Annotated in this window: 21 protein-coding genes; 5 read left to right on the plus strand and 16 right to left on the minus strand. The window is 54.7% G+C overall.

Annotated elements, in window-relative coordinates; all coding sequences use genetic code 11:
• Position 1 precedes the first annotated feature (1 nt).
• The 3 genes from prlC to SERAS12_RS24000 all read right to left on the minus strand — a co-directional run bounded on the left by prlC (position 2) and on the right by SERAS12_RS24000 (position 3048).
• Positions 2 to 2044 carry an oligopeptidase A gene (gene prlC, locus SERAS12_RS23990; protein ID WP_013814922.1) on the minus strand — a complete coding sequence of 681 codons (2043 nt, stop codon included), beginning with the start codon at positions 2042 to 2044 and terminating at the stop codon, positions 2 to 4.
• 120 nt (positions 2045 to 2164) lie between these two features.
• The gene (locus tag SERAS12_RS23995) at positions 2165 to 2626 is read right to left on the minus strand and encodes an HIT family protein (protein ID WP_013814923.1); all 462 of its coding nucleotides are present in this window, start codon (positions 2624 to 2626) and stop codon (positions 2165 to 2167) included.
• Positions 2627 to 2643: 17 nt separating this feature from the next.
• A complete protein-coding gene (locus SERAS12_RS24000; RefSeq protein ID WP_013814924.1) occupies positions 2644 to 3048 on the minus strand; it encodes an ASCH domain-containing protein in 405 nt (134 codons plus the stop codon).
• Between the two features lie 135 nt (positions 3049 to 3183).
• On the opposite strand from SERAS12_RS24000, the gene SERAS12_RS24005 reads away from it, so the two are divergent.
• The 4 genes from SERAS12_RS24005 (at position 3184) to SERAS12_RS24020 (ending at position 11580) form a co-directional block, all read left to right on the plus strand.
• Positions 3184 to 4026 carry a 23S rRNA (adenine(2030)-N(6))-methyltransferase RlmJ gene (locus SERAS12_RS24005; RefSeq protein ID WP_013814925.1) on the plus strand — a complete coding sequence of 281 codons (843 nt, stop codon included), beginning with the start codon at positions 3184 to 3186 and terminating at the stop codon, positions 4024 to 4026.
• 129 nt (positions 4027 to 4155) lie between these two features.
• Positions 4156 to 5508, plus strand: a complete 1353-nt coding sequence (gene gorA / locus SERAS12_RS24010) for a glutathione-disulfide reductase (RefSeq protein WP_013814926.1) — start codon at positions 4156 to 4158, stop codon at positions 5506 to 5508.
• Positions 5509 to 6110: 602 nt separating this feature from the next.
• Positions 6111 to 7685: a ShlB/FhaC/HecB family hemolysin secretion/activation protein gene (locus SERAS12_RS24015; RefSeq protein WP_239440966.1), complete on the plus strand. Its 1575-nt coding sequence runs from the start codon at positions 6111 to 6113 to the stop codon at positions 7683 to 7685.
• Between the two features lie 61 nt (positions 7686 to 7746).
• A complete protein-coding gene (locus tag SERAS12_RS24020; RefSeq protein WP_013814928.1) occupies positions 7747 to 11580 on the plus strand; it encodes a GLUG motif-containing protein in 3834 nt (1277 codons plus the stop codon).
• Positions 11581 to 12271: 691 nt separating this feature from the next.
• On the opposite strand, the gene SERAS12_RS24025 is transcribed toward SERAS12_RS24020, so the two are convergent.
• The 11 genes from SERAS12_RS24025 to SERAS12_RS24075 form a co-directional block, all read right to left on the minus strand.
• Positions 12272 to 12859: a response regulator transcription factor gene (locus SERAS12_RS24025; protein ID WP_013814930.1), complete on the minus strand. Its 588-nt coding sequence runs from the start codon at positions 12857 to 12859 to the stop codon at positions 12272 to 12274.
• 29 nt (positions 12860 to 12888) lie between these two features.
• Complete coding sequence (locus tag SERAS12_RS24030; protein ID WP_013814931.1) at positions 12889 to 14592, minus strand: PglL family O-oligosaccharyltransferase; 1704 nt, start codon at positions 14590 to 14592, stop codon at positions 12889 to 12891.
• A gap of 275 nt (positions 14593 to 14867) precedes the next feature.
• Complete coding sequence (locus SERAS12_RS24035; protein ID WP_239440967.1) at positions 14868 to 15620, minus strand: hypothetical protein; 753 nt, start codon at positions 15618 to 15620, stop codon at positions 14868 to 14870.
• 431 nt (positions 15621 to 16051) lie between these two features.
• Positions 16052 to 16600, minus strand: a complete 549-nt coding sequence (locus SERAS12_RS24040) for a fimbrial protein (RefSeq protein WP_013814933.1) — start codon at positions 16598 to 16600, stop codon at positions 16052 to 16054.
• Between the two features lie 9 nt (positions 16601 to 16609).
• On the minus strand, positions 16610 to 17107 hold the full coding sequence (locus SERAS12_RS24045) for a fimbrial protein (RefSeq protein WP_013814934.1): 498 nt from the start codon (positions 17105 to 17107) through the stop codon (positions 16610 to 16612).
• 11 nt (positions 17108 to 17118) lie between these two features.
• Positions 17119 to 17574 (minus strand): fimbrial protein, encoded by a 456-nt coding sequence (locus SERAS12_RS24050; RefSeq protein ID WP_013814935.1) that lies wholly within the window; start codon positions 17572 to 17574, stop codon positions 17119 to 17121.
• A 54-nt stretch (positions 17575 to 17628) separates the two neighbouring features.
• Positions 17629 to 18285, minus strand: a complete 657-nt coding sequence (locus tag SERAS12_RS24055; RefSeq protein ID WP_013814936.1) for a fimbrial protein — start codon at positions 18283 to 18285, stop codon at positions 17629 to 17631.
• 51 nt (positions 18286 to 18336) lie between these two features.
• Positions 18337 to 19092 carry a fimbria/pilus periplasmic chaperone gene (locus tag SERAS12_RS24060; RefSeq protein ID WP_013814937.1) on the minus strand — a complete coding sequence of 252 codons (756 nt, stop codon included), beginning with the start codon at positions 19090 to 19092 and terminating at the stop codon, positions 18337 to 18339.
• An 83-nt stretch (positions 19093 to 19175) separates the two neighbouring features.
• Entirely contained in the window at positions 19176 to 21719 is a 2544-nt protein-coding gene (locus SERAS12_RS24065) for an outer membrane usher protein (protein ID WP_013814938.1), read from the minus strand.
• A gap of 62 nt (positions 21720 to 21781) precedes the next feature.
• Positions 21782 to 22324, minus strand: coding sequence for a fimbrial protein (locus tag SERAS12_RS24070; protein WP_013814939.1), 543 nt, complete (start codon positions 22322 to 22324; stop codon positions 21782 to 21784).
• An 89-nt stretch (positions 22325 to 22413) separates the two neighbouring features.
• A complete protein-coding gene (locus SERAS12_RS24075) occupies positions 22414 to 22962 on the minus strand; it encodes a fimbrial protein (protein WP_013814940.1) in 549 nt (182 codons plus the stop codon).
• Positions 22963 to 23380: 418 nt separating this feature from the next.
• On the opposite strand from SERAS12_RS24075, the gene SERAS12_RS24080 reads away from it, so the two are divergent.
• Positions 23381 to 24151 carry a winged helix-turn-helix domain-containing protein gene (locus tag SERAS12_RS24080; protein WP_013814941.1) on the plus strand — a complete coding sequence of 257 codons (771 nt, stop codon included), beginning with the start codon at positions 23381 to 23383 and terminating at the stop codon, positions 24149 to 24151.
• A gap of 194 nt (positions 24152 to 24345) precedes the next feature.
• Here SERAS12_RS24080 and SERAS12_RS24085 read toward each other — a convergent pair whose 3' ends face one another.
• Together SERAS12_RS24085 and SERAS12_RS24090 are read right to left on the minus strand one after the other, a co-directional pair.
• Positions 24346 to 24843, minus strand: a complete 498-nt coding sequence (locus SERAS12_RS24085) for a hypothetical protein (protein WP_013814942.1) — start codon at positions 24841 to 24843, stop codon at positions 24346 to 24348.
• Positions 24821 to 25591 (minus strand): winged helix-turn-helix domain-containing protein, encoded by a 771-nt coding sequence (locus SERAS12_RS24090; RefSeq protein WP_013814943.1) that lies wholly within the window; start codon positions 25589 to 25591, stop codon positions 24821 to 24823. The genes SERAS12_RS24085 and SERAS12_RS24090 overlap by 23 nt, the downstream gene beginning before the upstream one ends.
• Positions 25592 to 26059 lie beyond the last annotated feature (468 nt).

Genomic DNA, 26059 nt, shown 5'->3' on the forward strand with positions numbered 1-26059 from the left:
GTTATCCTTTAATACCGTAATGGCGCAGCATAGCATCCAGCTGCGGCTCACGGCCACGGAAGCGTTTGAACAGTTCCATCGGCTCTTCCGAACCGCCGCGCGACAGGATGTTGTCGAGGAAGGATTTGCCGGTTTCGGCGTTGAAAATCCCCTCTTCCTCAAAGCGCGAGTAGGCATCGGCAGACAGCACTTCCGCCCACAGATAGCTGTAATAACCCGCCGCATAACCGCCGGCAAAGATATGGCTGAAGGCATGCGGGAAGCGGCCCCAGCTTGGTGAAGGCACCACGGCCACCGTTTTTTTCACTTCCGCCAGCGTCGGCAGGATTTGCGCACCTTTTTCCGGGCTGTACTCGGCGTGCATGCGGAAGTCGAACAGGCCGAACTCCAGCTGACGCAGGATAAACAGCGCCGCCTGGTAGTTTTTGGCCGCCAGCAGCTTGTCGAGCATCTCTTTCGGCAGCGGCTCGCCGCTCTGATAATGGCCGGAGATAAAGGCCAGCGCTTCCGGCTCCCAGCACCAGTTTTCCATAAACTGGCTCGGCAGCTCGACCGCATCCCACGGCACGCCGCTGATGCCGGAGACGCCGGCGGTATCGATTTGGGTCAGCATATGGTGCAGACCGTGGCCGAACTCGTGGAACAGCGTGGTCACTTCGTTATGGGTGAACAGCGCCGGTTTGTCGCCCAGCGGGCGGTTGAAGTTGCAGGTCAGGTAGGCAACCGGCTTTTGCAGCGAGCCGTCGGCCTTGCGCAGGCTGCCGACGCAGTCGTCCATCCACGCCCCGCCGCGTTTGTTTTCACGCGCGTACAGGTCAAGGTAGAAGCTGCCGCGCAGTTCACCGTTGGCATCGAACAGATCAAAGAAGCGCACTTCAGGATGCCAGGTATCCACATCCTTGCGTTCTTTGGCGGTGATGCCGTAAATGCGTTTCACCACTTCGAACAGCCCTTCTACTACGCGCTGTTCAGGGAAGTACGGCCGCAGCTGTTCGTCGCTGATGGAGAACAGGTGCTGTTTTTGTTTTTCGCCGTAATAGGTGATGTCCCAGGCTTCCAGCTCATCCACGCCGTAATGCTGTTTGGCGAAGGCGCGCAGCTGCGCCAGCTCTTTCTCGGCCTGCGGGCGGGCACGCTTGGCCAGATCGTTCAGGAAACCGAGCACCTGCTCCGGGTTTTCCGCCATTTTGGTCGCCAGCGATTTGTCGGCATAGCTGGCGAAGCCCAGCAATTCAGCCAGTTCGTGGCGCAGCGCCAGCGTTTCCGCCATCACTTCGCTGTTGTCCCATTTGCCGGCGTTCGGCCCCTGATCGGAAGCGCGAGTAGCGAAGGCGCGGTACATTTCTTCACGCAGCGCACGGTTGTCGCCGTAAGTCAGCACCGGCAGGTAGCTCGGCATATCCAGCGTCAGCAGCCAGCCATCCTGCCCTTTGGCCTGCGCCATCGCCTGGGCCTGTGCCAGCGCGCTTTCCGGCAGGCCGCTCAGCTCGGCTTCGTCGGTAATCAGTTTGCTCCAGCCCATGGTGGCATCGAGCACATTGTTGCTGTAGGTAGAACCCAGCTCGGACAGGCGCGCGACGATCTCGCCGTAGCGCCGCTGTTTTTCCGGCGACAGGCCAATGCCCGACAGTTCGAAATCACGCAGCGCGTTTTCCACCGATTTGCGCTGTGGCGCGGTCAGTTGGTTAAACCCTTCGCCCTCTTTCAGGCTGCGATACGCTTGGTACAGCCCCTCATGCTGGCCCACCCAGGTGCCGTATTCAGACAGCAGCGGCAGCGCCTGTTCGTAGGCGGCACGCAGCTCCGGGCTGTTTTTGACCGAATTCAGGTGCCCGACCGGCGACCAGATGCGCGACAGGCGATCGTCCGACTCCGCCAGCGGCTGACACAGGTTATCCCAGGTGAACGGCCCCGGCTGCGCGACCACGCGCTCTACCGCAGCGCGGCAATCGGCCAAGGCGGATTGCACCGCAGGCACGATATCTTCAGGGCGAATGGCGGAAAACGGCGGCAGGGAAAACGGTGTCAGCAACGGATTTGTCATAGGGCAGTCCTGATTAGCGTTGGGGCCCGCCGCAGCGGGCAGGCCTTAAAATGCGAATGAATATCTAACATGGAGCCAAGCAGCGGGAAAATCAATGGCCGGGCGTTGATAGATAGTGCCTTAAAGGGTGCTCTGGCGGATTTTCGCCGCCAGAGCAACCAGATGCCCATCGTCGGCGCGAGCGGCGTCGTGCGAGGAAAGATACCCCTCGTAACGATCGAAAAACTTGGTCGATTTGGACTCTATCGGCTGCCAGTGATCCAGCCCGGCGGTGCCGTGCATCGGGATCAGTTTGGCATGCACGTGATCGACGCCAAAGCCTTCGAACACCATGCCGCAGCGGCCGACGTCGTCAAATGCCCGGTCGAGCAATTGCGCCACCCGCTTGGTCGCCAGCATCAGTTCGCTGAGCGCCTCGTCCGGCAGCGCAAAGGCGTAGCTGTCAAAGTGCGCCTTGGGGATCACCACGCTGAAACCTTCGGTATTGGGGTAAATGGAGAGAAACGCCATATGCGCGTCGTCCTCCCAGATTTTATGGCACGGCACTTTGCCTGCCACCATGTCGCAAAATAGGCAGCTCATCGTCGCTCCTTATCTGATCAAATCGCCTCTACCAACTCAAACTCTTCAAACACCAGCCACATATCCGGTGCGAAGCTGCCTTCACGGCTGAAAAAAGCCCGGTGCCCCTGCTGCCAGAACGCCAGGCTTTTATCCCCTTCACCCTCTTTGGCCGCCATCTCGGCGGTGACGTCACAGTAGCGGATCAGCCGCAGGGAGAGCGTTCTGATCACGCAGGCGGGTTCCCCACGCCCATCAAGGATGACGCTATAATCGCCCAGCAGAGGCGACTTCTCTTGCCGGTAACTGGCATAAGAACCGCAGGTCGCCGTTTTATCCCCGCTCACCACCAGTTGCAGCAGTTCATTGGCCAATTCGGGCCCATCGCCGAATGCCCAACGCGCAGCGTCGGGGTAACGGTCCAAAATCGCGTTTTCACTCATCGTCTTATCGCTCCCTTTAATGACCTGCGGCAACGCAGTTCAGTTTTTCCCTGCCAGACAGTTTATACTGTGCAGATTATAAGCCTTCATTCTCTTCAGCACGCTCCGCAGGAGCACAAGGAATTACCACCAGCCATGTTAAGTTACCGCCACAGTTTCCACGCCGGCAACCACGCCGACGTGCTCAAGCACACCGTTCAGAGCCTGATCATTGAATCGCTGAAAGAAAAAGACAAACCTTTCCTGTATCTGGATACCCACTCCGGCGCAGGGCGCTATCAGCTGAGCAGTGAGCACGCCGAACGCACCGGGGAATACCTGGAAGGCATCGGCCTGCTGTGGAAACGTGACGATCTGCCGGAAGAGCTGGCGGCTTACATGAGCGTGATTCGCAACTTTAATCGCACCGACAGGCTACGTTACTACCCTGGCTCCCCTCTGATTGCCCGTCAGTTGCTGCGCCCGCAGGATAAAATCCACCTGACCGAGCTGCACCCGAGCGATTTCCCGCTGCTGCGCAACGAGTTCCAGAAAGACGAACGCGCCAAAGTGCAACGTGCCGACGGCTACCAGCAGCTGAAATCCCAGTTGCCGCCACTGTCGCGCCGTGGATTTATCCTGATGGATCCGCCGTACGAGATGAAAACCGATTATCAGGACGTGATCAAAGGCTTGCAGGAAGGCTATAAACGCTTTGCCACCGGCACTTACGCGCTGTGGTATCCGGTGGTGATGCGCCAGCAGATCAAACGCATGCTCAAAGAGCTGGAAGCCACCGGCATCCGCAATATTCTGCAGATCGAACTGGCGGTAAAACCCGACAGCGATCAACGCGGCATGACTGCCTCCGGCATGATCGTGATTAACCCGCCGTGGAAGCTGGAACAACAAATGAAAAACGTGCTGCCGTGGCTGCACAAGACGCTGGTGCCGTCGGGCAATGGCCACCATTTGGTGAACTGGGTGGTGCCGGAATAAGCCCCCCGGGCGCGGTACGCCGCGCCTTCACCCCACCTATCGCAGCCATCGACGCAATCTTTGCGACAAACCCGTATCAGGCGTTAAACTCTTACCCTCTTCGATTCACACAATTCATGGAAATCCCAGATGACCAAACATTACGATTATCTAGCAATTGGCGGCGGCAGCGGCGGCATCGCATCGATCAACCGGGCAGCCATGTATGGCCAGAAATGCGCACTGATTGAAGCCAAGGAACTGGGCGGCACCTGCGTAAACGTGGGTTGTGTACCGAAAAAAGTCATGTGGCACGCGGCGCAGATCGCCGAGGCCATCCACCTGTACGGCCCGGATTACGGCTTCGATACCACCGTCAACGCCTTTGACTGGAAGAAACTGGTCGCCAACCGCACCGCTTATATCGACCGTATCCATAATTCCTACGACAACGTGCTGGGCAAAAACAAAGTCGACGTGATTAAAGGTTTCGCGCGCTTTATCGACGCCCACACGGTGGAAGTGAACGGCGAGAAGATCACCGCCGACCATATCCTGATCGCCACCGGCGGCCGCCCGAGCCACCCTGATATTCCAGGCGCCGAATACGGTATCGATTCAGACGGCTTCTTCGAGCTGGATGCGATGCCAAAACGCGTTGCGGTCGTCGGCGCGGGCTATATCGCGGTGGAGATCGCCGGCGTGATGAACGCGCTGGGGGCCGAAACCCACCTGTTCGTGCGTAAACACGCACCGCTGCGCACCTTCGATCCGATGATTGTCGAGACCCTGGTGGAAGTGATGAACACCGAAGGGCCAAGCCTGCACACCGAATCTGTGCCGAAAGCCATCGTCAAGAACGCCGACGGCAGCCTGACGCTGCAACTGGAAAACGGCAAGGAATTCACCGTCGACAGCCTGGTGTGGGCGATTGGCCGCGAACCGGCGACCGATAACCTGAACCTGAGCGTGACCGGGGTGAAAACCAACGAAAATGGTTATATCGACGTTGATAAATACCAGAACACCAGCGTAAAAGGCATTTACGCGGTGGGCGACAACACCGGTGCAGTTGAACTGACCCCGGTCGCGGTCGCCGCCGGCCGTCGCCTGTCCGAACGCCTGTTTAACAACAAACCGGAAGAACACCTGGATTACAGCAACATCGCCACCGTGGTGTTCAGCCACCCGCCGATCGGCACTATCGGCCTGACCGAGCCGGAAGCTATCGAGAAATTCGGCGCCGACAGCGTGAAAGTGTATAAGTCTTCCTTCACTGCCATGTACAGCGCCGTGACGCAGCACCGCCAACCGTGCCGCATGAAGCTGGTGTGCGTGGGTAAAGAAGAGAAGATTGTCGGCCTGCACGGTATCGGCTTGGGCATGGACGAGATCCTGCAAGGCTTCGCCGTCGCCATCAAGATGGGCGCCACCAAGCAAGACTTCGACAACACCGTGGCGATCCACCCGACCGCTGCGGAAGAGTTCGTTACCATGCGTTGATTTGCCTGCCCGGCGGCCAATGTCGCTGGGCAAACGGCAACAAAAAGGTCAGGTGCCTCAGGGCCCTGACCTTTTTTTATATTTGGCGATTATCAAAATAATCCCTCTGTATTGATTGGCGGGTACTCCCGAGGGTGACTCCGGTGCGGACGTAGAGACACACTTTCTCGCTTAACAACGTGCTTATGACCTCGGGGAAATTAAAAATAGATGCCGAAAAGTGCAATATCACTGAATAACGTGTAAACAACCCCACTTCAACTGTATATACACATCATTAATATCAAAATCCAAATACATACTTTATATATCCCATCAACGAAAAGATTACCCACCAGCCGTTTGGTAGCATAAAAACCTGCAACCACTCTCTTTCCCGGCCATAACCCCCATTATTTCTAACTTTTTAACTTACTATTTTTAAAGGAATAGCTTACTGATATTTTGTATAGGCCATCATTACAACCCAGCGGAATGATTACGTTATTAGCGATCACAATTAGAAATAAGCGCCCTGCCCTATGAAAAGAATTTATTTAGCCTTGGCGATAATTTTAATATCGCACGAATCCCTATCGGCCATCCCTAATGCCGGCCAGGTTATGCGCGATATTGAACATGAGCGCCCAACCTTGCCGGCACCGGCAGAGTTAACCCCTAAATTAAAAAACACCCGTGGGGAAAATATAAACCACGGGGATAATAACGCACCTAAAATACTCGTCCATGGATTTTACATTGAGGGCAATAGCGTTTTAAAAACATCAGACTTGCTTAATAAGCTGAAGAATTTTAACGACAAAAAACTCTCGCTGCAGGATCTCCAGGAGGCCGCTCAGGTAATCACGCACTATTACCAGGAGAAGGGCTATGTCTTGGCCAAGGCTTACTTACCCAAACAAGACGTGACTGAGGGCTGGATCCGTATCCGCATTGTCGAGGGGCATTTTGGCCAGCTGCACCTGAATAACCGCACGCGCGTTAGCGCAAACCTGCTGCAAAACGCTTTCGCCGGGATAAAAAGCGGTGAGGTGATCTCGGATGCCGCGCTTGAGCGCGGGTTACTGCTGTTAAGCGACATTCCCGGCATTGCGGTTAACAATACCTTGCGCCCCGGCAGCCAACCCGGAACGGCTGACTTGCTGGTTGAGGCCACCCCAGCCCCCCTATTCAACGGCTCTCTTACGGCCGACAACTTCGGCGATCGTTATACCGGGGAATATCGGCTCGGGGGCAATATCTCTCTGAATAACCCGCTTGGCCTCGGTGACCAGGCAAGCTTGCGCCTGTTGGGCAGCAACAAGCATCAACAATATTACCGTGCAGCCTACGACCTTCCGGTGAATGCCGGCCCGGTTCGCGTTGGCGCCGCCTATTCGCGGATGCGCTATCGCCTGGGGGAAGATTTTGCCGTGCTTGACGCACATGGGCGAGCAGAGATTACCAGCGTATATGCATCCTACCCGGTCATTCGCGCGCGCCTGTTTAACCTGTCGGTGCAACTGCAGTATGAAGACAAGACGCTCCGCGACGATATCGACCTGTTTGAAAAGCGCAGTAAGAAAGATGTCGGTTTAACCACCTTAGCCCTGAACCTCAATAATCAGGATCGCTGGTTCGGTGGCGGACAAAGCGCGCTGTCTATCAGCTATGGGTTAGGAAGATTAAATATCGGCGATGAGCAGGATCGCCTCTGGGATGAATACAGCGCCAAGACGTTGGGGCGCTTTAGCAAAGTCAATATTAATGCGCTGCGTCTGCAAAACCTCGGGGATCGTTTCCAGTGGGTGACGCAAATCAATGCGCAATGGGCATCAAGCAATTTGGACTCCTCGGAAAAATTCAGCCTGGGCGGCCCTTATGGCGTCCGGGCTTATGACGCCGGCAGCGGCAACGGCGATGAAGGCATCCAGCTCAGCACAGAGCTTCGCTACGCCGTAATGCCCGGCTGGCAATTGAGCACCTTTTTCGATCAGGGTGCAGTCCGGATCAATAAACACCCTTGGTCAGCCGAGAATAACACCGCCCGCCTGACATCCGTCGGAGCCGGTATCGCGTGGTTTGGCCGCCAACAGCAAATCAACCTCACCACGGCATGGCCAATCGCACAAGAAAACACGGCCGCCCCCCCCACGCATACACCCAGAGTTTGGCTCCAGACATCCTGGAATTTTTGATTGTCTGGACTGAAACCCGCACTGCTCGGGAAGCAGCGCTTTATTAAACAAGGAAATAATAATGAATAAAATCTACGCATTGGTATGGAACCCCGCACAAGAGTGCTGGAACGTGGTCAGCGAAAACAGCAGCCGCCGCGGCAAACGCAGCAGCAAGCGCCGGCTGGCGGTGGCGCTGTCGCTGCTGGGCCTGGCGGCGTTGGAGCCTGCCTATGCCCTGCCGACCGGGCAGAATATCGTTGCCGGCCAGGGCTCTGTCTCTACTAACGGCCAGCAGATGACCATCAATCAGCAAAGCGACAAGCTGATCACGCAGTGGGACGGTTTCAGCGTCGGCGCCAATGAAGGCGTGAAGTTCAACCAGCCGGGCAGCAACTCGGTGGCGCTGAACCGTGTCGTGGGTGTTAATGGCAGCGATATCCAGGGGAAAATCGACGCCAACGGCAAAGTGTTCCTGGTGAACCCGAACGGCGTGGTGTTCGGCAAGAACGCCCAGGTGAACGTCGGTGGGTTGGTGGCCTCGACGCGTGACATCAGCAACGACGATTTCCTGGCGGGGAAAAACCGCTTCGTCGGCCAATCCCAGGCGGAAGTGCGTAACGAGGGTACCCTGACCGCCGCCCAGTCAGGCAGCGTGGCGCTGCTGGGCGCCCGCGTCGACAACCAGGGCATTATTCAGGCGAAGATGGGTAGCATCGCGCTGGGTGCCGGCGATGACATCACGCTGAACTTCGACGGCGACAAGCTGCTGAACCTGCAGGTAGACGGCGCGGCGGTGAATGCGCTGGTGCAAAACGGCGGCTTGCTGAAAGCCGACGGCGGCCAGGTGCTGATGACCGCCAAAGCGGCCAGCAATGTGCTGCAGAACGTGGTGAACAATCAGGGTAACATTGAAGCCACCACGCTGAACAACCAGGCCGGGCGCATCCTGTTGGATGGCGGCAATAACGGCATAGTGAATGTTGACGGGCGCATGGACGCCAGTGCGGCGGCGGGCAACGGTGGCCTGATCGAAACCCGCGGCGCGACGGTGAAGGTACAAAACGCGGCGCAAATTACCACGCGTGCGGCTAAGGGCGTTACCGGAAACTGGAAACTCAGTACCGCCAATGTTGACGTCACCTCAACGCCGTCTTCCAATAACGGTAACGGCATTAGCTCGGGCGGATCCATCAACTCCGGCGGTTCAATTAACGGCGGTGTTGTCATTGGCTCTTCAGTGGGTTCCGGTGGTTCCATCAACTCCGGCGGCTCCATCAATGGCGGCATCGTCATTGGCTCTTCGGTAGGCGCGGGCGGTTCAATCAATGGCGGCACCGTCATTGGCTCTTCAGTGGGACCGGGCGGATCCATCAATTCCGGCGGTACCATTAATGGCAACGTTATTATCAATTCTTCGGTTGCATCCGGTGGAACCATTAACGGCGGCATAGTCATTAACAACTCGCCTTTCTCGTCTTCCGTTTCAGGGACAGTGGAAGGTGCAACCCTCGCCAATAACCTGGCTAACACCAATATCGAGTTGGCAAGCACCCAGGGATCGCTGTCCGTGTCTGATGCCGTTACCTGGAATAGCGGTAACGCATTAACGCTGAAGGCTGAAAATTCATCGATCAATATCAATAAGGCCTTAACCGCTACCGGCGACAACGCCAGGGTCGTGATCGACACCAAGCAAAATATCAACCTGAACGACAACATCACGCTGAGCGGCGCAAAGAGTGGCTTAACCTTGAACTCTGGCACAGGTTATACCCTCGCAGACAAGGCAGCCGTTACCCTTTCGGGCAAAAATGCAGCCTTCAACGCCAATGGTAATGCTTATCAGGTGATCCAAACCGCGGCGCAGTTGCAAAACGTTAACAGCGATCTGAAAGGCCGCTACGTACTGGGGAATAAAATCGCCGGGAATGGCAACTTTGCGCCGATCGGTAAAGACAGCGCATTCAGCGGCACCTTTGATGGCCTGGGGAATACCGTCAGTGGTTTAACCATCACTCACGCCGGGCCTAATGTGGGGTTATTTGGCGTTTCAACGGGCAGCATCAGCAATATGAAGCTGTCTTCCCTTACGGTCAACAGTACCGGCAGCGGCGCCAAAGTGGGTTCTCTGGTCGGCCTGAACCAGGGCAGCATTACCAATATTCAAGCCAACAACATCAAGGTAAATAATGGTTCGCAGGTGGGCGGCCTGGTGGGCGTTAACGATAACGGCACAATATCTGGCGCAAAGGTTTCAGGCACCATCGCCGGTAATGGCAACACTCTGGCCATCGGCGGCCTGGTCGGCAGCAACCTTGGGCAAGAAGCTAAAGTCATTAATAGTCTGGCTGATGTCACTGTTAAGGGGACAATGCATGACAGCGCCAATGTGGGCGGCGTGGGCGGTTTAGCCGGCGTTAACGACGGCGGCGCGATTGCCAACTCGACCAGCCGAGGCACCGTCGCCACCTCCGGTGCCAACCTGAGCGTGGGCGGCCTGGTAGGTTTCAATAGCAACGGCAGCATCACCAACTCAGTTTCTGAAAGCCAGGTTACAGGCAATAAGGGGAGCTATGTCGGCGGATTGGTGGGGCTTAACCTGAGCGATATTATCAATTCCAACGCCCGCGGTGATGTCAACAGCACCGGGGCAAGCGCGGCCGGCGGATTGGTCGGGTGGAATTTAAGCGGTAAGGTGCTGAATGCCTGGTCAGGCGGCAAGGTAACGGATATCCGCAGTAAAGCCGTCGGCGGGCTGGTTGGGCAGAACAGCTTTGGCACCCTGACTAACGTGCAATCCAAAGGCGCCACTACCGGCGGGGATAACAGCCAGGTTGGCGGCATTGTGGGGGTCAACGACGGCGGTACCATTATGAATGCAACCGCCTATGCTCAGGTTACCGGCGCAAACAAAGCGAGCGTTGGCGGCCTGGTGGGCCATAACGCCAGTGGGACGCTCACCAATGCTTATGCCTATGGGAATGTTGCTGCAGGCAGCACCGGCAATGTCGGCGGGTTGGTCGGCCATAACGCCAATGGGACGCTGAACAATACTTATGCCTATGGGGCGGTTTCAGCAGGCAAAGCCGGCAATGTTGGCGGGCTGGTCGGCGTTAATGATACCGGCGCGATTATGAACTCGCAGGCAACCGGTAAAGTCGTGGCTACCGGCAGCGCAAGCAACGGTGGTTTGGTGGGGCAGAACATCGCGGGAAGATTAACCAATGTTTCCGCGGCAGGTATGGTCAGCGATCTGTACGGCACCCATACCGGTGGGCTGGTTGGCAATAACGACCAAGGCACCATTGAAAACTCCAATTCAACCGGAAGCGTGACCGCCGGGGCAAATGGCCGCGTTGGCGGGCTGGCAGGTACCAATAACGGCGGTGTGATCCGCAATTCCTATGCCAATGGCTACGTTTCTGCGGGCAATAATAGCTACACCGGTGGCCTGGTTGGGTTTAACAATGGAGAAATCGTCTCCGCCAGTAGCAGAGCGAACGTTAGCGCAGGCGCAAATAGCCTGGTGGGCGGGCTGGTTGGGCTCAGCGATAACACCCCACAAGGCAAAATCACGTCATCCTGGGCAAACGGCAACGTCAGAGGGGGCAATAGCAGCCGTGTCGGTGGCCTGGTAGGCCAAAATAATGGCACCATCGCCTCTTCCTCTGCCTATGGCGCTGTCAGTGGCGGTACCAATGCCTTCCTCGGCGGTTTGGTGGGGTTGAATACCTGGAAAATCCTGCAGTCCTCTGCCAGCGGCAGAATTGACAGGCTCGCAAGCAATGCCGGCCAGGTTTACGGCGGTTTCGTGGGATACAACTACGGCCATCTGCAAAATAACTGGGTGTACGGCGCTGCTGCGCAAATTCAATCGATAGGTGTTAACCATAAACCGGGAGTAGAAGAGTAACAGCAACCCGGCAGGCAACACGCCTGCCGGTTTTTTTACCCTGGGTTACCCATAAAAATCAGCCTGTACGAACATCCCCCTTCTACAAAAACACAAGATATGTGTTCTCGCTGCCAATAAAGACGAGATATACCCTGTTATTGATGACTAACACTGACGCTATACCCAGTGTTAACCCACAACATTCTGTAGCAGCACCAGACGAAAATACCTATCAGCGATACGTTGTCTATGCCCCAGCGGCCGGCAATGGCATCTATAGACAATCAAGCAATCACGATGGGTTGCTACAAAAAATTAATTACAGTTTTTATAGCCAGATTCAAAAGAGAGGGGTAAAGGGAGAAAAGAACAAAGGGAGGAGAGTAAATACACCGACACCCTTAACCGTGATGAGATTGATGTGCAGTTAAAAATCGAAAAATAAAAATAAGATGATGGGCATTCAAGATACCAGGGGCATGATAGCCCCTAAAAAATACTGCACTATCTATAAAGCCTAATCTTTATCGCAACCCACGCTTGGGAGATATGCCCAGCGCGCGCTTCTTATTAACCCTCATAAAATTCCTTTCCTTCATGATTTTATAGTGTTTCCAAAATGAAAAAATACTTAACCCGGTTAAAAAGATGAGCAAAAAAATAAACATAAAAATCCATTTATATATAATGTATATCTAACTGAAGAACTTCATATTCTCAGAAGCCAACTGTACAGTTCACTCCTGCGCATAAAGTTTAACTTCTGCATTACTGACCGCTTGTGCGAATGAACGGTTTTCACACTCAGATGCATAAATTTTGCGGTTTGCGTTTGGTTAAGCCCCAACCGAAGATAAGAGATGACCTCGGTCTCCCTGCTGCTGAGTTGTCTTCCCAGACAAAACTGACAAGGTTGAGGCATCATGTTGACGTATGTCTTTCTCCACAGTTTTTCATCGAGCAGGTGAAAGAGTGTCTTAATGCTGGCCTGGCTGTCTAAAACACCCACTTCCCGGGCGCAAGCATTCTTGCGCCGCGCTTGAGTGTGTTTTTTTTTCCGCACTGAGATATACAACGGACGGAAACCCACCTCAGGCTGTGCCGTATCACAATAGGCGACATTCTCAGGTTCAGTCAGAGAATTTAAAACCAGATCAACTGAGCTGCCGTTATTTACCCCCTCCTGAAATTCAACATTCGTCCCCCGTAAAGAGAAATACTCCAACAAAGCAAACTTTAGCCCCTCTACGAAAAATCTATTGGTATCCATGATTGCTATTCTTATTTTTCTTTCCATTATCTCTCCCGTTAAATACTTACTCCTGTTTACATAAAGCGCGGATCATCAGGAAAAAATGCCAATGCTTCCCGGCGTAGCCTTTCAGCCTGCGTGTTGTTCCCCTGATGCTTCAATATCAAATACAAACTGGCGTACACATTTCTATCTATATGCTTTTTCAAATAGCCGTTGGCCCACTGGGCGTAGCCGGATAGCAATGCCTCATCCTGGGTTTGGTTGAATAACAGCAATGCATGGACCTGCTCATCGAACCCCTTGCGATCCTGATGTACCCAGGCCGACAGGCCTGGCATGGCCCTGACCGCCGTGATATCCATCAGCCCGGCACGCTCGGCGCGGGTGAGCGTCAGGCCACCCAGCAGGGCGAACACCATCAACACCACAAACCCAGCGGACGCCACAGGCAGCAGAGTGCGGAGCATTACGCCCATTGATACCGGCAGCGGCCGGCGCTCCATCACGCCGCTGACCTGGCGTTCCAGGGTGGCCAGCACCAGCAAAAACACCATGAAATGCAGTGCCGACAGGTAAAACGGGTACTCCAACTGGGTGTGCAGCGCCATCGGCAGCAGCACTATGCACAGCGCCGTCGGCTCGCCGGCACACCGCCTCCCGTCGATAAACGCCTGCCGGTCCTGACGCCAGGCACGGCACACCAGCCGGAGACCGCCGGCGATAATCAGCCCCATCCCCAGCAACGCCACCAGGCCGCCCTCTACCCACCACAGTAAAATCTCGTTGTGCGGATGGTTGGCGATTTCGGTCACCACCGTCGGTGGCGTCTGGTTGATGCGAAAATGCAGGAACTGGTATTCAAAACCGCCATAACCCCAACCCAACAGCGGCTTCTCGGCAATCATGCGCAGGGTGTCGCGCAGCATGGTCCAGCGTGCCTGGTTGGAGCCGTCGTGGCTGAGGTAACCCAGCCCGTTTTCCGGCCCGGCCCACAGCATGCCGACCACACCTATCAGCATCCCGGCAACCAGCAGCAGGGCAGCCTGTTTACAGCGGGCAGGGAATAGCGCGCCAAAGCGCCAGAGAAACAATAGAGCAACCAGCGCGCCACCCAGCCAGCCGACGCGGGACTGTATCCACACCAGCAGCGCCGGCAGTACCAGCAACAGCGCGCCCAGAAAGGCCTGGCGACAGTGCTCATACCGCGCCTGGCGCAGGGTAAAACCCGGCAGCAGAAACAGCATCAGCGCCAGCGCCAGCCCGGTGGCCATAAAGCTCGCCAGCACGTTGGGTTGCTGGAATATGCCGTACACCCGCCCCCCTCTCATTGGCACCCAGGCCCACTCGGGGGCAAACAGCTGCACCAGCGCCAGCGCCGCCTGAGCGGCCACCGCCAACAGCAACACCAGCCACAATCCCTGGCGTTGAGCATGCGACAGGCGCACCTGCAGCCAGGCGAAATAAAACACGGCGCCGGCAATCAGGGCCGCCACCCGCCAGCCGGCGCGAGACAGCCCGGCCGGTTCGGCATACAGCAGCGGAATAGCCAGCACCGCAATGCCACTAATAAATAACGGCAAGGCTACGGTGGTAACGCGATATTTACCTGGAGCAACACGAAAGCTGATGAATAAAACCAGCAGCGCCATCACGCCCCACACCAGCGTATTAACCGGGAGCGACAATCCGCTCGCCCCCTGATTAATGATGTAGTAACCCGTACCTGAAAGCAGGAATATGCTCAGGCTAACAAGGGGTGTTTTACCCATTAGCATTGTTATTACCCGTTCTAAATAAAAAAAACACAAGCAATGTTTTAAAAACTGTGACGCAGACTAAAAACGCCAGATTAACAATCACTCTCTAAAATTTAAAAATGGATATTCACAACGATAAAATTAATATCAAAAATACCGTTTAAATGTTGATAAAAACGATTGCAAGACAACTGGCAACGCGAGATCCGCACACATAAATACGTTACCAGGCGAATTATCAGTCGTTATTATCTCATCTTAACTTACAGTCGATTAGTGAGAGCCACCCTTAATTAGTTCGGCGAGACCACCACGACGACAGAAGCGAAATATTCCCCTGGGGGAGCAGATTTTGCGACCGTCAGGTCAGATTCGACGCGCACGGAAGTATTAGACAGTAACGTGGTGGTCAGTTTGCTCTGCACCCCACTACCCAGGTTCAAACTTGTAGACCCAACTATTTCTACCACCGGAGAGATCCCACAGTCGACCGCCCCGTCGATGTACTTTTTATCGGACGACCCCGCCACGAGCTGGCCGTGGTCGATCAATGGGGGTAGGTACACTGAGCAGATGACATCCGGCGCTGTAGGTTTTAGGCACCATTGGTTGCCGCTGTTGGCAGCGGTGTCGGCGTCGACAACCCCCCATGGAGTTAAAAGAGAGTAGCCAATCAATTGGATGCCAAAAATCACGCACTGGTGACCGGGCCCAGCACCGACTCCTGGCCCCCAGGTAGGGCCGATATCGCAGGTGTCGTCTTTAAGACGCCATGAGGTCCCGTCGATAAGCTTGCACTTTATTGGTCTGGGCGAATATCTTGGGTCACCTATCGAGAAGCTGCAGCCCTTGAATTCGCCGCGTTTCATCCCGGACTGACAATAAACACCAGCTGGCCCAAACGCATTATAAAACAATCCCGTACCTCCAAAATCGTCAGGACGAGTAGTTGGGATGCCTATTTCGCGCATTTCCGATGTACCACTGTACATCACAGTGATATTACATGAACCCCACCAGTTGTTACGACAGGATTCGATTTTCATCGAGGTCATGGTAGGAAATAATATAGCCGAGGATGACGGCGATAAAACCATCAACCCAAGCAGGCAAAGTATTGTGGTTAGTCGCATAACAGCACCATATAGTATAGTTAATCCGGCCTCCCCTCTATTTCCGGCGTAAACACTCAGCCGCCTTCAAATGATGGTTTGCCCAGTTCATCCATCGGGCCTTATAGGCACACACCCTATGTTCGGTTTCCGTCTTCGACAGTTTCCGACTTAGAGCTTGCTCATAAAGCCGCGCGCAATGTTCCCGATGGTTCTCTCATGCTCTCGGGGCTATTTGGGGCCCAGTGGGGAATACCGGATACCCCGCCAGTCAAAGCCCTTTTCACGCTTCCCGAGTTGCGTTTTATCCGGGTGTGTTTCAAATCCACCCAGGTCAAAAAAACTCATGCAGCGATTTTATCGCCTCACTCATACTCCAGCGCAAAGGTCGCCACCGCGGTGAACATGCCTCTCTCGATAGCCTTGTTCTTTATGGCTTCCGGCTCCCCTTTGACATAGGCCTGCAGTGTGAGGGTGTTGTTGCCATCGGTAATTTCCTGCCCGCGGCTTTGCTGGTTTAACGCCAGCGCCTGGCCGTCCTGGGTTTCCAGGCCGATGGCGACACCTTTGGCCTCGCTGGCGGCATCCAGCGCCAGCAGCCCCGGCAGCGCGACGCTTTCCGTGCCGCTGAAGGTCATTTTCACCGTCTTGCCCAGGCGGGTGTCACAATCAATCAGGTGCAGCTGGAACGGCTTGCTGTGGGTTCGGGTGTTCAGGTACAGGTACTTGTCTATCACCGTGCCAAAATCCAGCAGGATGCTTTCATCCTCCGGCAGCAGGGTGCAGGGCTCTGCCACCAGATTGCCGCGGTACATCACGCTGACGTCCGGCGTTGTGGCGGCCAGCGCCGTATTCAGTAAACTACCCACGCTGAGGCCGATTAGCACGGTGCGCATCGCGTTGTTCATGCTCATCCCTTTCTCCTACGGATATTCCAGCTGCAGCGTTGCCGCCGAGGTAAAAGCCCCTTCCGACAACTCAGCGCCCGCCTTCTTCACCGGCGTAGCCACAAAGGTGGATGACCCCAGATAAGACGGAATGGGGATTGTGGTGCCCACAACAAACGCCGTGAGAACGCCTTCATTCGATTTGCTGCGCAACTGAATGCCAAAGTCCGCAATATTGCTCTGCACCGCCGCCGTGTCGAACGCGGTGGCCGCCCCCAGGTAACGCAACACCTTGTCGGTGCTGGTGCCCTCGCAGTCGTAGATTATCGTGAAGGTCTGGGCGTAGTTTTGGCCGTCAACCTTGTTGACCCCCACGTCGCCAAAATCAATCTCCACCGGCTCTCCGCCGTTGATTTCACAGGGTGGGTTCTCAATCAGGGTGCCATGAAAGGTCATGTTCTCCGCAGCAGTCAGCCAGGGGGACAACAGCATGCCGCCTGCCAGAACCAGTATTCTGCCCGTCTGCCTTACCATATTGCCCTTCCTCATTGATAATCCACCATCAACGTCGCACCCGCACTAAAATCCCCGCCATTCAACGTACTGCCGGCACGTTTTACCGGCACCGCCTGCAACACCGGCTTGTTCGGGTAGGTAAAGTTCACCCAGTCATTGACCGTCAGCGCACTGCCGTTGGCCTTCAGGGCAATCCCCAAATCCGCCACGTTGGTCTGCAACGCACTGCGGTCAAAGGCCGTCGGGGTTCCCTGTATCTGCAGTTTCATGGCATTGGAGGTATTGCCATTGCACACCAGGCTGTAATCCACCGTCTTGAGGTAGTTGGCGCCATCCACCCTGCTGGTCACCACGTCACTGCCAAAATCCACGTCAATCACCTGGTCACCGTTAATGGTGCAGGGAGGGGGCGCGACCACCGTAACCTTTATCGTCACAACTGCGGGGTCGGCAACCGCCTTCACCGCAGAGAGCAGCATTACCATCAACAGCCCCCCCCCCCGACCACCCCACGCTTCATCAACCTCACAGCCATCACCTCAGTCATAGTTCAGCTGAAAATCCACCGCCGCGCGGTAGGCGCCAGCGACCAGTGGTGCTTTGGTGCGCTCCGGAGTCACCGTATAGGTCAGGCTGCTCTGCCCCGGCGTGAGAAACAGCGGCTCGCCGCGGCTGCCCAGGCGCACATCCTTGCCGCGGCTGTCCAGCAGGCGCAGCCCCAGCCCGGAGACGCCCTGCGCCTTCACCAGCTGCGGGCTGTCCATGTCCGACGGCGCGCGGAAGCTCACGCTCACCGCCGGCTGATTAGGGGCCCAGGTCAGCGCGCCGCTGCGGCTGTCACGCTGGCCGGCCGGGGTACGCAGGCAATCTTTCAGCCGCAGCTCAAACGCCACCGGCGTGCCCTGGGCGCCAAGAGCCTCCAGGCGTGCCGTGCCGGTCTCGCCCAGCCAGATGTCCTGATGGGCGCTGCTCATCTCCAGGCGGCAGGCGCTTTCGGTCAGCGCGCCGTGCACATATAGCGTGCCGCTGGCCCCGTCCACCGCCCAGTTATCGGCGGCGTGCGACGGCGGCAGCAACATCAGCACCGTGCCCAGCGTCACCGGCACCATCATCGCCAGCGCACTCAGGGTGCCGTAGTAGCGCAACTCACTGAGCCAGAATGCCGACTCCCGGTGTTTATGTGTTTTCCCTGCCATGTTTTGTTCTCCCGACATTCTGCTCTTGCAACTGCCTACCCGGCGTGCCGTTTAAGATGCCTTCTTATCCACAACCACCTGGCAGCTGCTGCCGCTGCAGCTGAAGGTCAACTGCGGACGGCCGCCGTAATCGTTGATATAGGTCAGCACCGGGGCGCTGCCCACGCTGGCGGCACTCACCGTCAGTGGCGCGTTGCCCTTCGGCGGCACCATAAACGGCTCAAAGCCCTTCACGCCGGCGCCGTCTTTTTTGCTGCTCGCGTCCACGATGGTCACGTAGTACGGCGTCGGGTTGTTCACCACGTACTTGTCGCCCTGTTTGGTCAGCGTCAGTTGCTCTTGCGCCGGGTCGGTATTTTTCTGCACGGCTATCGCCGCCGGGCGGTAGAACAGCTTGATGCGCGTCTGCAAGGCAATCTGCAGGGTGTTCGGCTTGTCGCTCTTCGGCGGGATTTCACGCAGGTTGAAGTAATAGATTGACTCGCGGTCCTGCGGCAACTGCTTGGCCGCCGGCAGCGCCTGGATTTTCACCTGGCTCGGCTTACCCGGCTCAACACGCTGCACCGGCGGCAACACCGTCAGCGGGCTCTGGATTTTGTTGCCCTTGTCGTCTTCCAGCCAGCCCTGCGCCAGGTACGGCAACTGCTTGTTCTGGTTGCTGATGTTCAGGCTGACCGATTTCTGGTCACCGTCGAAAATCACCCGGGTACGGTCCAGGGCAATCGCGGCCTGAGCCTGCTGGGCCACCGCGGCGCCCAGCAGGGCGACGGCGATGGCCGTCGTCTTCAGGGTGTTATTACGTTTCATTTGCTTGACTCCATAATTCATCATGACGTTATCCGTCTTCGGTTCGTGTCGGGGCGGCGCATCGGCGGGCCATGTCGTTCCTTTTACCGCGTCGCCTCGTGTCCTGTTGAGGTATCAGCCCCCGTAAGCGGGGTGCAAGGCAGCAGCAGGCTGCTCATCATGTCCGCCGGCAGCGGCGTCGGCAGGTTCACTTCACACTGCGCCGCCCCGTTCCAGTGCACCGTCATCCGATCACCGGCGTTAATGCCGCTCAGGTAGACGCTGCCACCGTCGTTGACAATCCCGGTTTCCTGCTTGCGGCTGTTCGTCACCGTGGCGCCGAACGGCGGCGTGCTGCCGTCCGCCAGTTTGATGATGGCCATGGCTTTTTCACCGGCAATCACGCCAAACTTGCGGTAACCAATCGCCCCTTCGGTCAGGGTGGCCTGCACCACCGATTTGGTGGCCTCGGCGTTATCGCCCAGCTTGTTCAAATCGATGCTGGCCTTGTTGCGGTAATAGCTGTTCACGTCCGCCACCACCGCCTTGCCCCAGGCGTTGGTCTTCGAAGTGGCGCCGTAGCCGCGCACCGGCACACCGGCCACGCCCTCGGTATCGAGTAGCATGCGCGTGCCGCCGGCCACCCCGCCCCGGTGCAGCGCACCGCCTTCCGCCGTCAGGGTCGCCCCGCCCTGGGCGGAGAAACCGACCGCACTGTAACGGCCTTCCTGATAGCTGGCGTTGGCGCTCACCCGGGCCATGTCGCCGCTGTGGTTGTAATACCCGCTGGCGTTGACGCCGCTGCGCGAGGTGCCCATGGCCAGCTGGTAGTTGTTGTTCTCGTCAATCCGGTCGTAATAGCCCACCCGGTGGGTGGTGTCGTTACGGTTCACCGTGGTGTTGTAGCTGACGTTGCCGCCATTGCCCCACGGCATCGACAGCGACAGGTACATGCCGTCGTCGTTGGTCTCGTTGTACTTGTTGCGGTAGGCCGACAACGACACGCTCAGGTTCTTGAAGCGGCCAATATCGAAATAACGCGACATCGTCAGGTTGTAACGGTCATTGTCCGACCGGCTCCAGTACGTCTGGTGGCTGTAGTTCAGGTAGGTACTGAGCCCCAGTTCACGGAACTGCTTATTGAAGGTGATGGTATACATCTCCTTGCTGCCGCCTACCCGGCTGCCGTAATAACGCGCATCCAGGTATTCGCTCATGCTCATGAAGTCCTCTTCCGAGAAACGGTAGCCGGCGAAGGTCACCTGGCTGTCGATTTCATCGAAGGTCTTCGAATAACTCACCCGGTACGAGCCGCCGCTCAGCGTGCTATCCTCCGCCGGAATGCGCGCCCGCGACTGGGTGGCGTCAAAGGACAGCGCACCGAAGGCCATCAGGTCACGGCCGATACCCAGCGACAGGGCGTTATAATCGCCGCCCATCAGGGCACCGCCGTACAACGACCAGCCGTTGCTCACCCCCCAGGAGAATTCCCCGGTGCCGAACAGCGGCCCGCGGGAGTGATGCTGCCAATCGGACGGCTTGCCCGTCGCCAGCTTGAAGCGCACCGCTCCCGGGCGCGTCAGGTACGGAATATTGGAGGTGTTCATGGTGAACTCCTGCACGCTGCCGTCCTGCTCTTCCACCCGCACGTCCAGCTCGCCGGACACCGCATCGTTGATGTCCTGAATGCGGAACGGCCCGGCGGCCACCTGGGTCTCGTACAACACCCGCCCCTGCTGGCTGATGATGACCTTGGCGTTGGTCTTGGCCATGCCGACGACTTCCGGCGCATAGCCGCGCAGGTTCGGCGGCAGCATGTTGTCGTCCGACACCAGGCTGGCCCCGGTAAAGCGGAAGCTGTCGAACATGCCGGAGTTGAGGTAATCCTCCCCCAGCGTCAGTTTGGAGCGCAGGGCCGGGATGGCGCGGTAAAGGTAGTAGCGGCTCCAGTCCAGTTTCTGGTTAGTGCCCTGCCCGCTGCCGGTCTGGTGGTCCAGGTTCCCCTGCCAGTCTGCCCGCAAACGCCACGCGCCCATGTTGGCCCCCGCCGTGCCGTTGCCGCTGAGATTGTAGCTCTGGCTACCGTCTCGCTGCTGATGCTGGGTCTGGCCGTTGAGGTTGTAATCAAACAACAGCCCCGGAATGCCTTCGTCCCAGCGCGACGGCGGATCCCAGTCCGGCGACGAATACTCCAGATACACCTGCGGAATGCTCAGGTACAGCGCCGAGGTTGCCAGGTCCGCCCGCACTTCCATGCCTTTGAGGCTGTCGATATTCAGGCAGGCGTCCTGATGCCACCAGGTCAGCGTTTTCGTCGCATCTGCCTTTAATCCCAGTTGCCCGACCAATTCCGGCGACAGGCAGGCCATGCTGCCTTTCGGGTCATCCTCGGGGGCATAAAAATTGATATTCTCCTCCGGCAGTTCGTTTTTATTGATGTGCACCGCCATGCTATAGGCGCCCGGCATGATATAGCCGCCGCGGGAGAACTGGCTCAGATCGATATTTTTCCTGTCGTTAACATCCAGCACATCCATATTGAACTGAATCTCTTCAGCGGCATAAAGCGCGGTACTTCCCACTGCCAGAGAAATACATAATCCCAATGCCTGAAGACGAAACAACTTCCCTGTAAGAGAAAACGCCATAGCCATAAACCTTTAAAATAGTTATAAGGGACAACACCTGCCAATCATCAGGCTCACGGCCGTCAGTAATAATCCAATTTAAAGCGTACTGCGGAGGTATACTCGCCGGCTTTTACTACCTGGCTATTGGAGACCAGCCTCATCGTATAATCGAGATTCATGGTGCCGGGCGTTATTTCCCCAAGCGGCAATGGCTCCCCGGGTGCGGCTTTATTCCCGCGACTGTCGGTTATTTCCAGCGCCACGCCTTTTGCTTCGCCATTAACGCCAAATAAGGCGCCGTCAGCCTCACCGTCAAAGGTCACCTGAAAATGGCGCCAGTCCGGTAATTTAGGATCGGGCCGTGACAATTCGCAATGAATGAGCTCCACGCTAAATGGCCGGGTCGTACCCTGGCCGTCGCGCATAATATCGCCCACCGGCACCGTATCCATATCGATGGTTTGTTCCCGGCTGCCGGCCGCAATGGCACACGCAGTATCAATAATGGATCCTTGCATATTGACGCGCCCCCATCCCTGGGTCTGATGGGCGGCCTGTGCCTGTGTATTTAACAGCACGAGCAATATGAAAGGAGACACAAAATAAGGGACGCAGCGTTTCATTGATTTTTCCTTAATCCGGAAACTTCCGTGTGGAAATAGCATGCGGGGTTTCCCCCGCATGCCGGACATATTTACATCAGAGCAATCAATTACTGGTAAGCCAGGGTAAAGTCAGCAATGGACTGGAAGTCACCAGGAACAACACCGCCAGAAGCGTTATCACCCTGCAGGTAAGCCGCGAAGCTCAGGGTGTTATTGCCGTTTTGCAGGGTCTGCGTCTGGGTTGGCGTTCCCAGTTTGATCACTGAACCTGCACCATCGGTAATAGCAATGCTGGCGCCCTGCGCGGTGCCGGTAATACCCAGTCGGCCGTTTTTAGCCGAGGATTCCATACCGGTGAAGGTCAGAGAAACCATGTTGTTTTTACCGTCGCCAGTCTTTGTCAGCTCACAGTTTTCCAGATCGATCTGGAAATTACGCGGTGTAGATTTACCGCCGTCTTTCAAGACCACGTTGGACACCTGGCCCAGGTCAACGGTCTGGTCCACAGTCTCAGGGGTAATAGAGCATGGCGCATCAATGATAGAACCGGTGAAGGTCACAGTGCCGTGGCCCTGATCTTTAACCGCAGCGTTAGCCATCATAGAAGTTGCGCCGAAAGCCAGTACTGCTGCCATCATGATTTTGTTCAGTTTCATAAAAAGCCCTTACATTCCTTTATAAGAAGAGGATATCGATAATTAATTAAAAAGTTTATTGAAGAGGAGGAGAGAAAACTGGTTTTAACCTAAGCTCTTTCTTACCAACCTTATTTTCCACCAGCTCACCGCCAGCCACTACAATGTACCGCAACCACACGCACTCCGAAACAATATAGTGTAAATCGATAAAAAAACGGGATTTAATAAAAAATAAATGCCAGTGTATATGTTTAAACTCTAAAAATGACCAACTTTACATAAACATATACGTGTTCATAAATATTTATAGACGCAATATTAATTAATTAGTGACAACTAACCGGATTAGTCCTATACCCAAACCAGGCGGGTTATTGAAAAAAGAAAATTGTGATAGCAAAATCAGCTTCCCTAACCAAAAGGAAGGTTTGCGAAAATGATTTTCGTTATAAACAAGAAGATTAAATACAATGAATATGAAGGTACGCTGGAGGACATCGACGATCCAGGCAATGCGACTTTACTGGTAAAACCCGCATGTAGACTCTTGTCTATCTTTGTGAGGAATAATGACATGCTTATTAAACGCAGACAGCTGCTTGATGAAGTGTGGGAGGATTATGGACTCAAGGCGACGGACAGTAATTTAAACAACTATATCTCAGGTCTGAGAAGGTCACTGGCAAAAATTGATACTGAGGAGCTGATCATCACTTATCCAAGGCAGGGGTTTAAATTCGTGGCAAAAAAAATAACCCGACAGGATCTTAACGCCGCCCTGCTGGAAAAAAACGTTATCCAGGGCAGTGATAATGATAAGGAAGAAACAAAACCCGAACTCCCCATGGCGGAGTTAACGTCGCCGCCTGCCTGGTGGAAAAAGGCCCCTTTGAAAAAAATGGCCTTCATTGCGGTTATTCTGGTTTTCCCGTATTTATTGAGCATGGCCTACAAGCAAATCCCAGTCAGCAACATTACCAACCTGGGGAAATACAAGAACTGCGACATCTACTCAATCAAGTATAACGGCATGCAGCCCAAAGAGATTGAAAGCGTGATCGCCAAGCACTACACCTGCGAGGATAAGGCTAACATTTATTACTATTTCAACATCAAGGAGAAGGGGTTGCCATCTTACGCGTCGGTTTTTGCTTACTGCCCATTGGATGTTTCCGTCGCTTGCGAGCTCAGCTATGTAAAAAGTTAGAGAAAAAGAGGGTTAGCAAAGTACGTGAATAAGAAAAAACAATAAAAATGCACACAAAAATCGTCCTAGCAAGATAATCCCGTGCAAAAAATTTACTGAAGTCAGATTAATAGATTACATCACCAGATCGGTTAACCCCTAGCAATCCCGTAATAGCACTCTATCCTCCCGAAGTGCTATTATGGGGCCGTTATTCACTTGGCGGTTTTGGTACAAATGAACACTGGGGCCCGGTTACCGGTAAAAACAAAACTGTTGTTGCTTATCTGTTCAATTTTCAACAAAAAATACTTGCTATTTATTATGGGTATCGTTTTGCTCACTTCATCCTGCTCGATATTATCCGCAGGCTGTTTTTTGACGTCTTTAACGGTAAAGTAATAATAGCCACTTTTATAACTGTAATCGGCTTCAATCACTCGTGATACTGCATAGCTTCCTTTTTCACCTGTCGCATGTCCGTTGATGATAAACGTTGCCTCACGAAATCCCGAGGGCACCACATTAAGCAGTATAAGGCTATCTTTTTTCTCATCGTCAATCGGCCGGATCACTTTTATCACTGATTTACATTCAGGGACATTATGAAAATCGAAAAATAGCCAGGCCGTACCAATGATAACGGACAGTGATAATATCGAAACAACAATACTTAAGTATCTTTTATAATTACTTTTTATTAATGATTTCATGCGTATTCTCACACTGAGTTTCTGCTCCCTTCGGCCTTGAAGAAGGGCAATAAGACAGAAAAGATATTGCATTTTTCATGCCCGCTCTACTGACCAACATCTGACTATTAAAATAATAAATGGTCGCAGGGATATTGCAGTTAAATTTTGCTGACTCAATTAAGGGTTTTATTGCATCCAACTCGCCGCCGGCATGATTGACATACTGTGACGCTGTCAGAAAATTTATGGTGCAGCTGCCGACCTTACCCATTGGGCGATAGACGACAGGATCATATTTATCAAAGAAAGGATAAGCCGTTACCATGATGAGCGCAACAGTCAGTAACGACAGCGCGATCAACCCCATGGGTTTCCATTTTTTCTCTACCACGGCGGCAGGCACAGCGCTGCTCTCCGGGGACACTGTGCTCTCCCCACCCACAGTGTTAACTTCGTCCGCAGAAAACATAAACCCTTGTCTTGGCACAGTGACAATGATTTCACTCTCGCCAAATGAGGTGAATATTTTTCTGATCATCGAAATATAGTTATTCAGGTTACTGTTTGACGATGACTTCCCGTACTCATCCCAGGCATGGGATAAAAGAAACTCGCGGGTAAGCAGCAGGTTGTTATTCTTAACCAATAAAGACAATACCCTGCACAGCGTTGCGGTGAGCATAACGGGTTCGACAGTATCATCCAGTAACTCTATCGTGGATTTATCTTCATGAAAGATAATCCGCTTATTGATTATAAATTTCATTTACCCATTTATATCCCATCAAAATAACGACGAACAAATAAAAAAACCTTCCCAACCTCCCAGCTTTACCGTTAAAAAGCAAACTAGGAAAATTCTTAAATTACAATGCTACAACAGAACAATAAAGCCTGTCCAAGGATATTGATGGCACAACGTGGCTCCGTCTAAGCGCTTCGAAAATCGCCTGGTGATAACCAAGCATTACGTCATGAATTAAAAAGACTTTATCGTTCAGGCGGCTCTTTTAAGGGTAAGCAAACCGCTCATTGATAGCTAAAGGCGACGTGTTGCTTATGTTATTGCCTGTCAGTGATCGTTGTTTCCACATTGTTGCGGGCCACGCCTGAATTCTACGTTAACGCCGGGTTTCAAGAGAAGGATTCTGCCGGTATGGGGTGCCACGCTATCGTGTTCATCATCACCCACACATCATAACCGAAGTCGATTGCGTCAAATGCCCGGCTCAGG

The sequence above is a fragment of the Serratia sp. AS12 genome (assembly GCF_000214195.1).
GTDB classification, from domain to species: Bacteria; Pseudomonadota; Gammaproteobacteria; order Enterobacterales; family Enterobacteriaceae; genus Serratia; species Serratia plymuthica.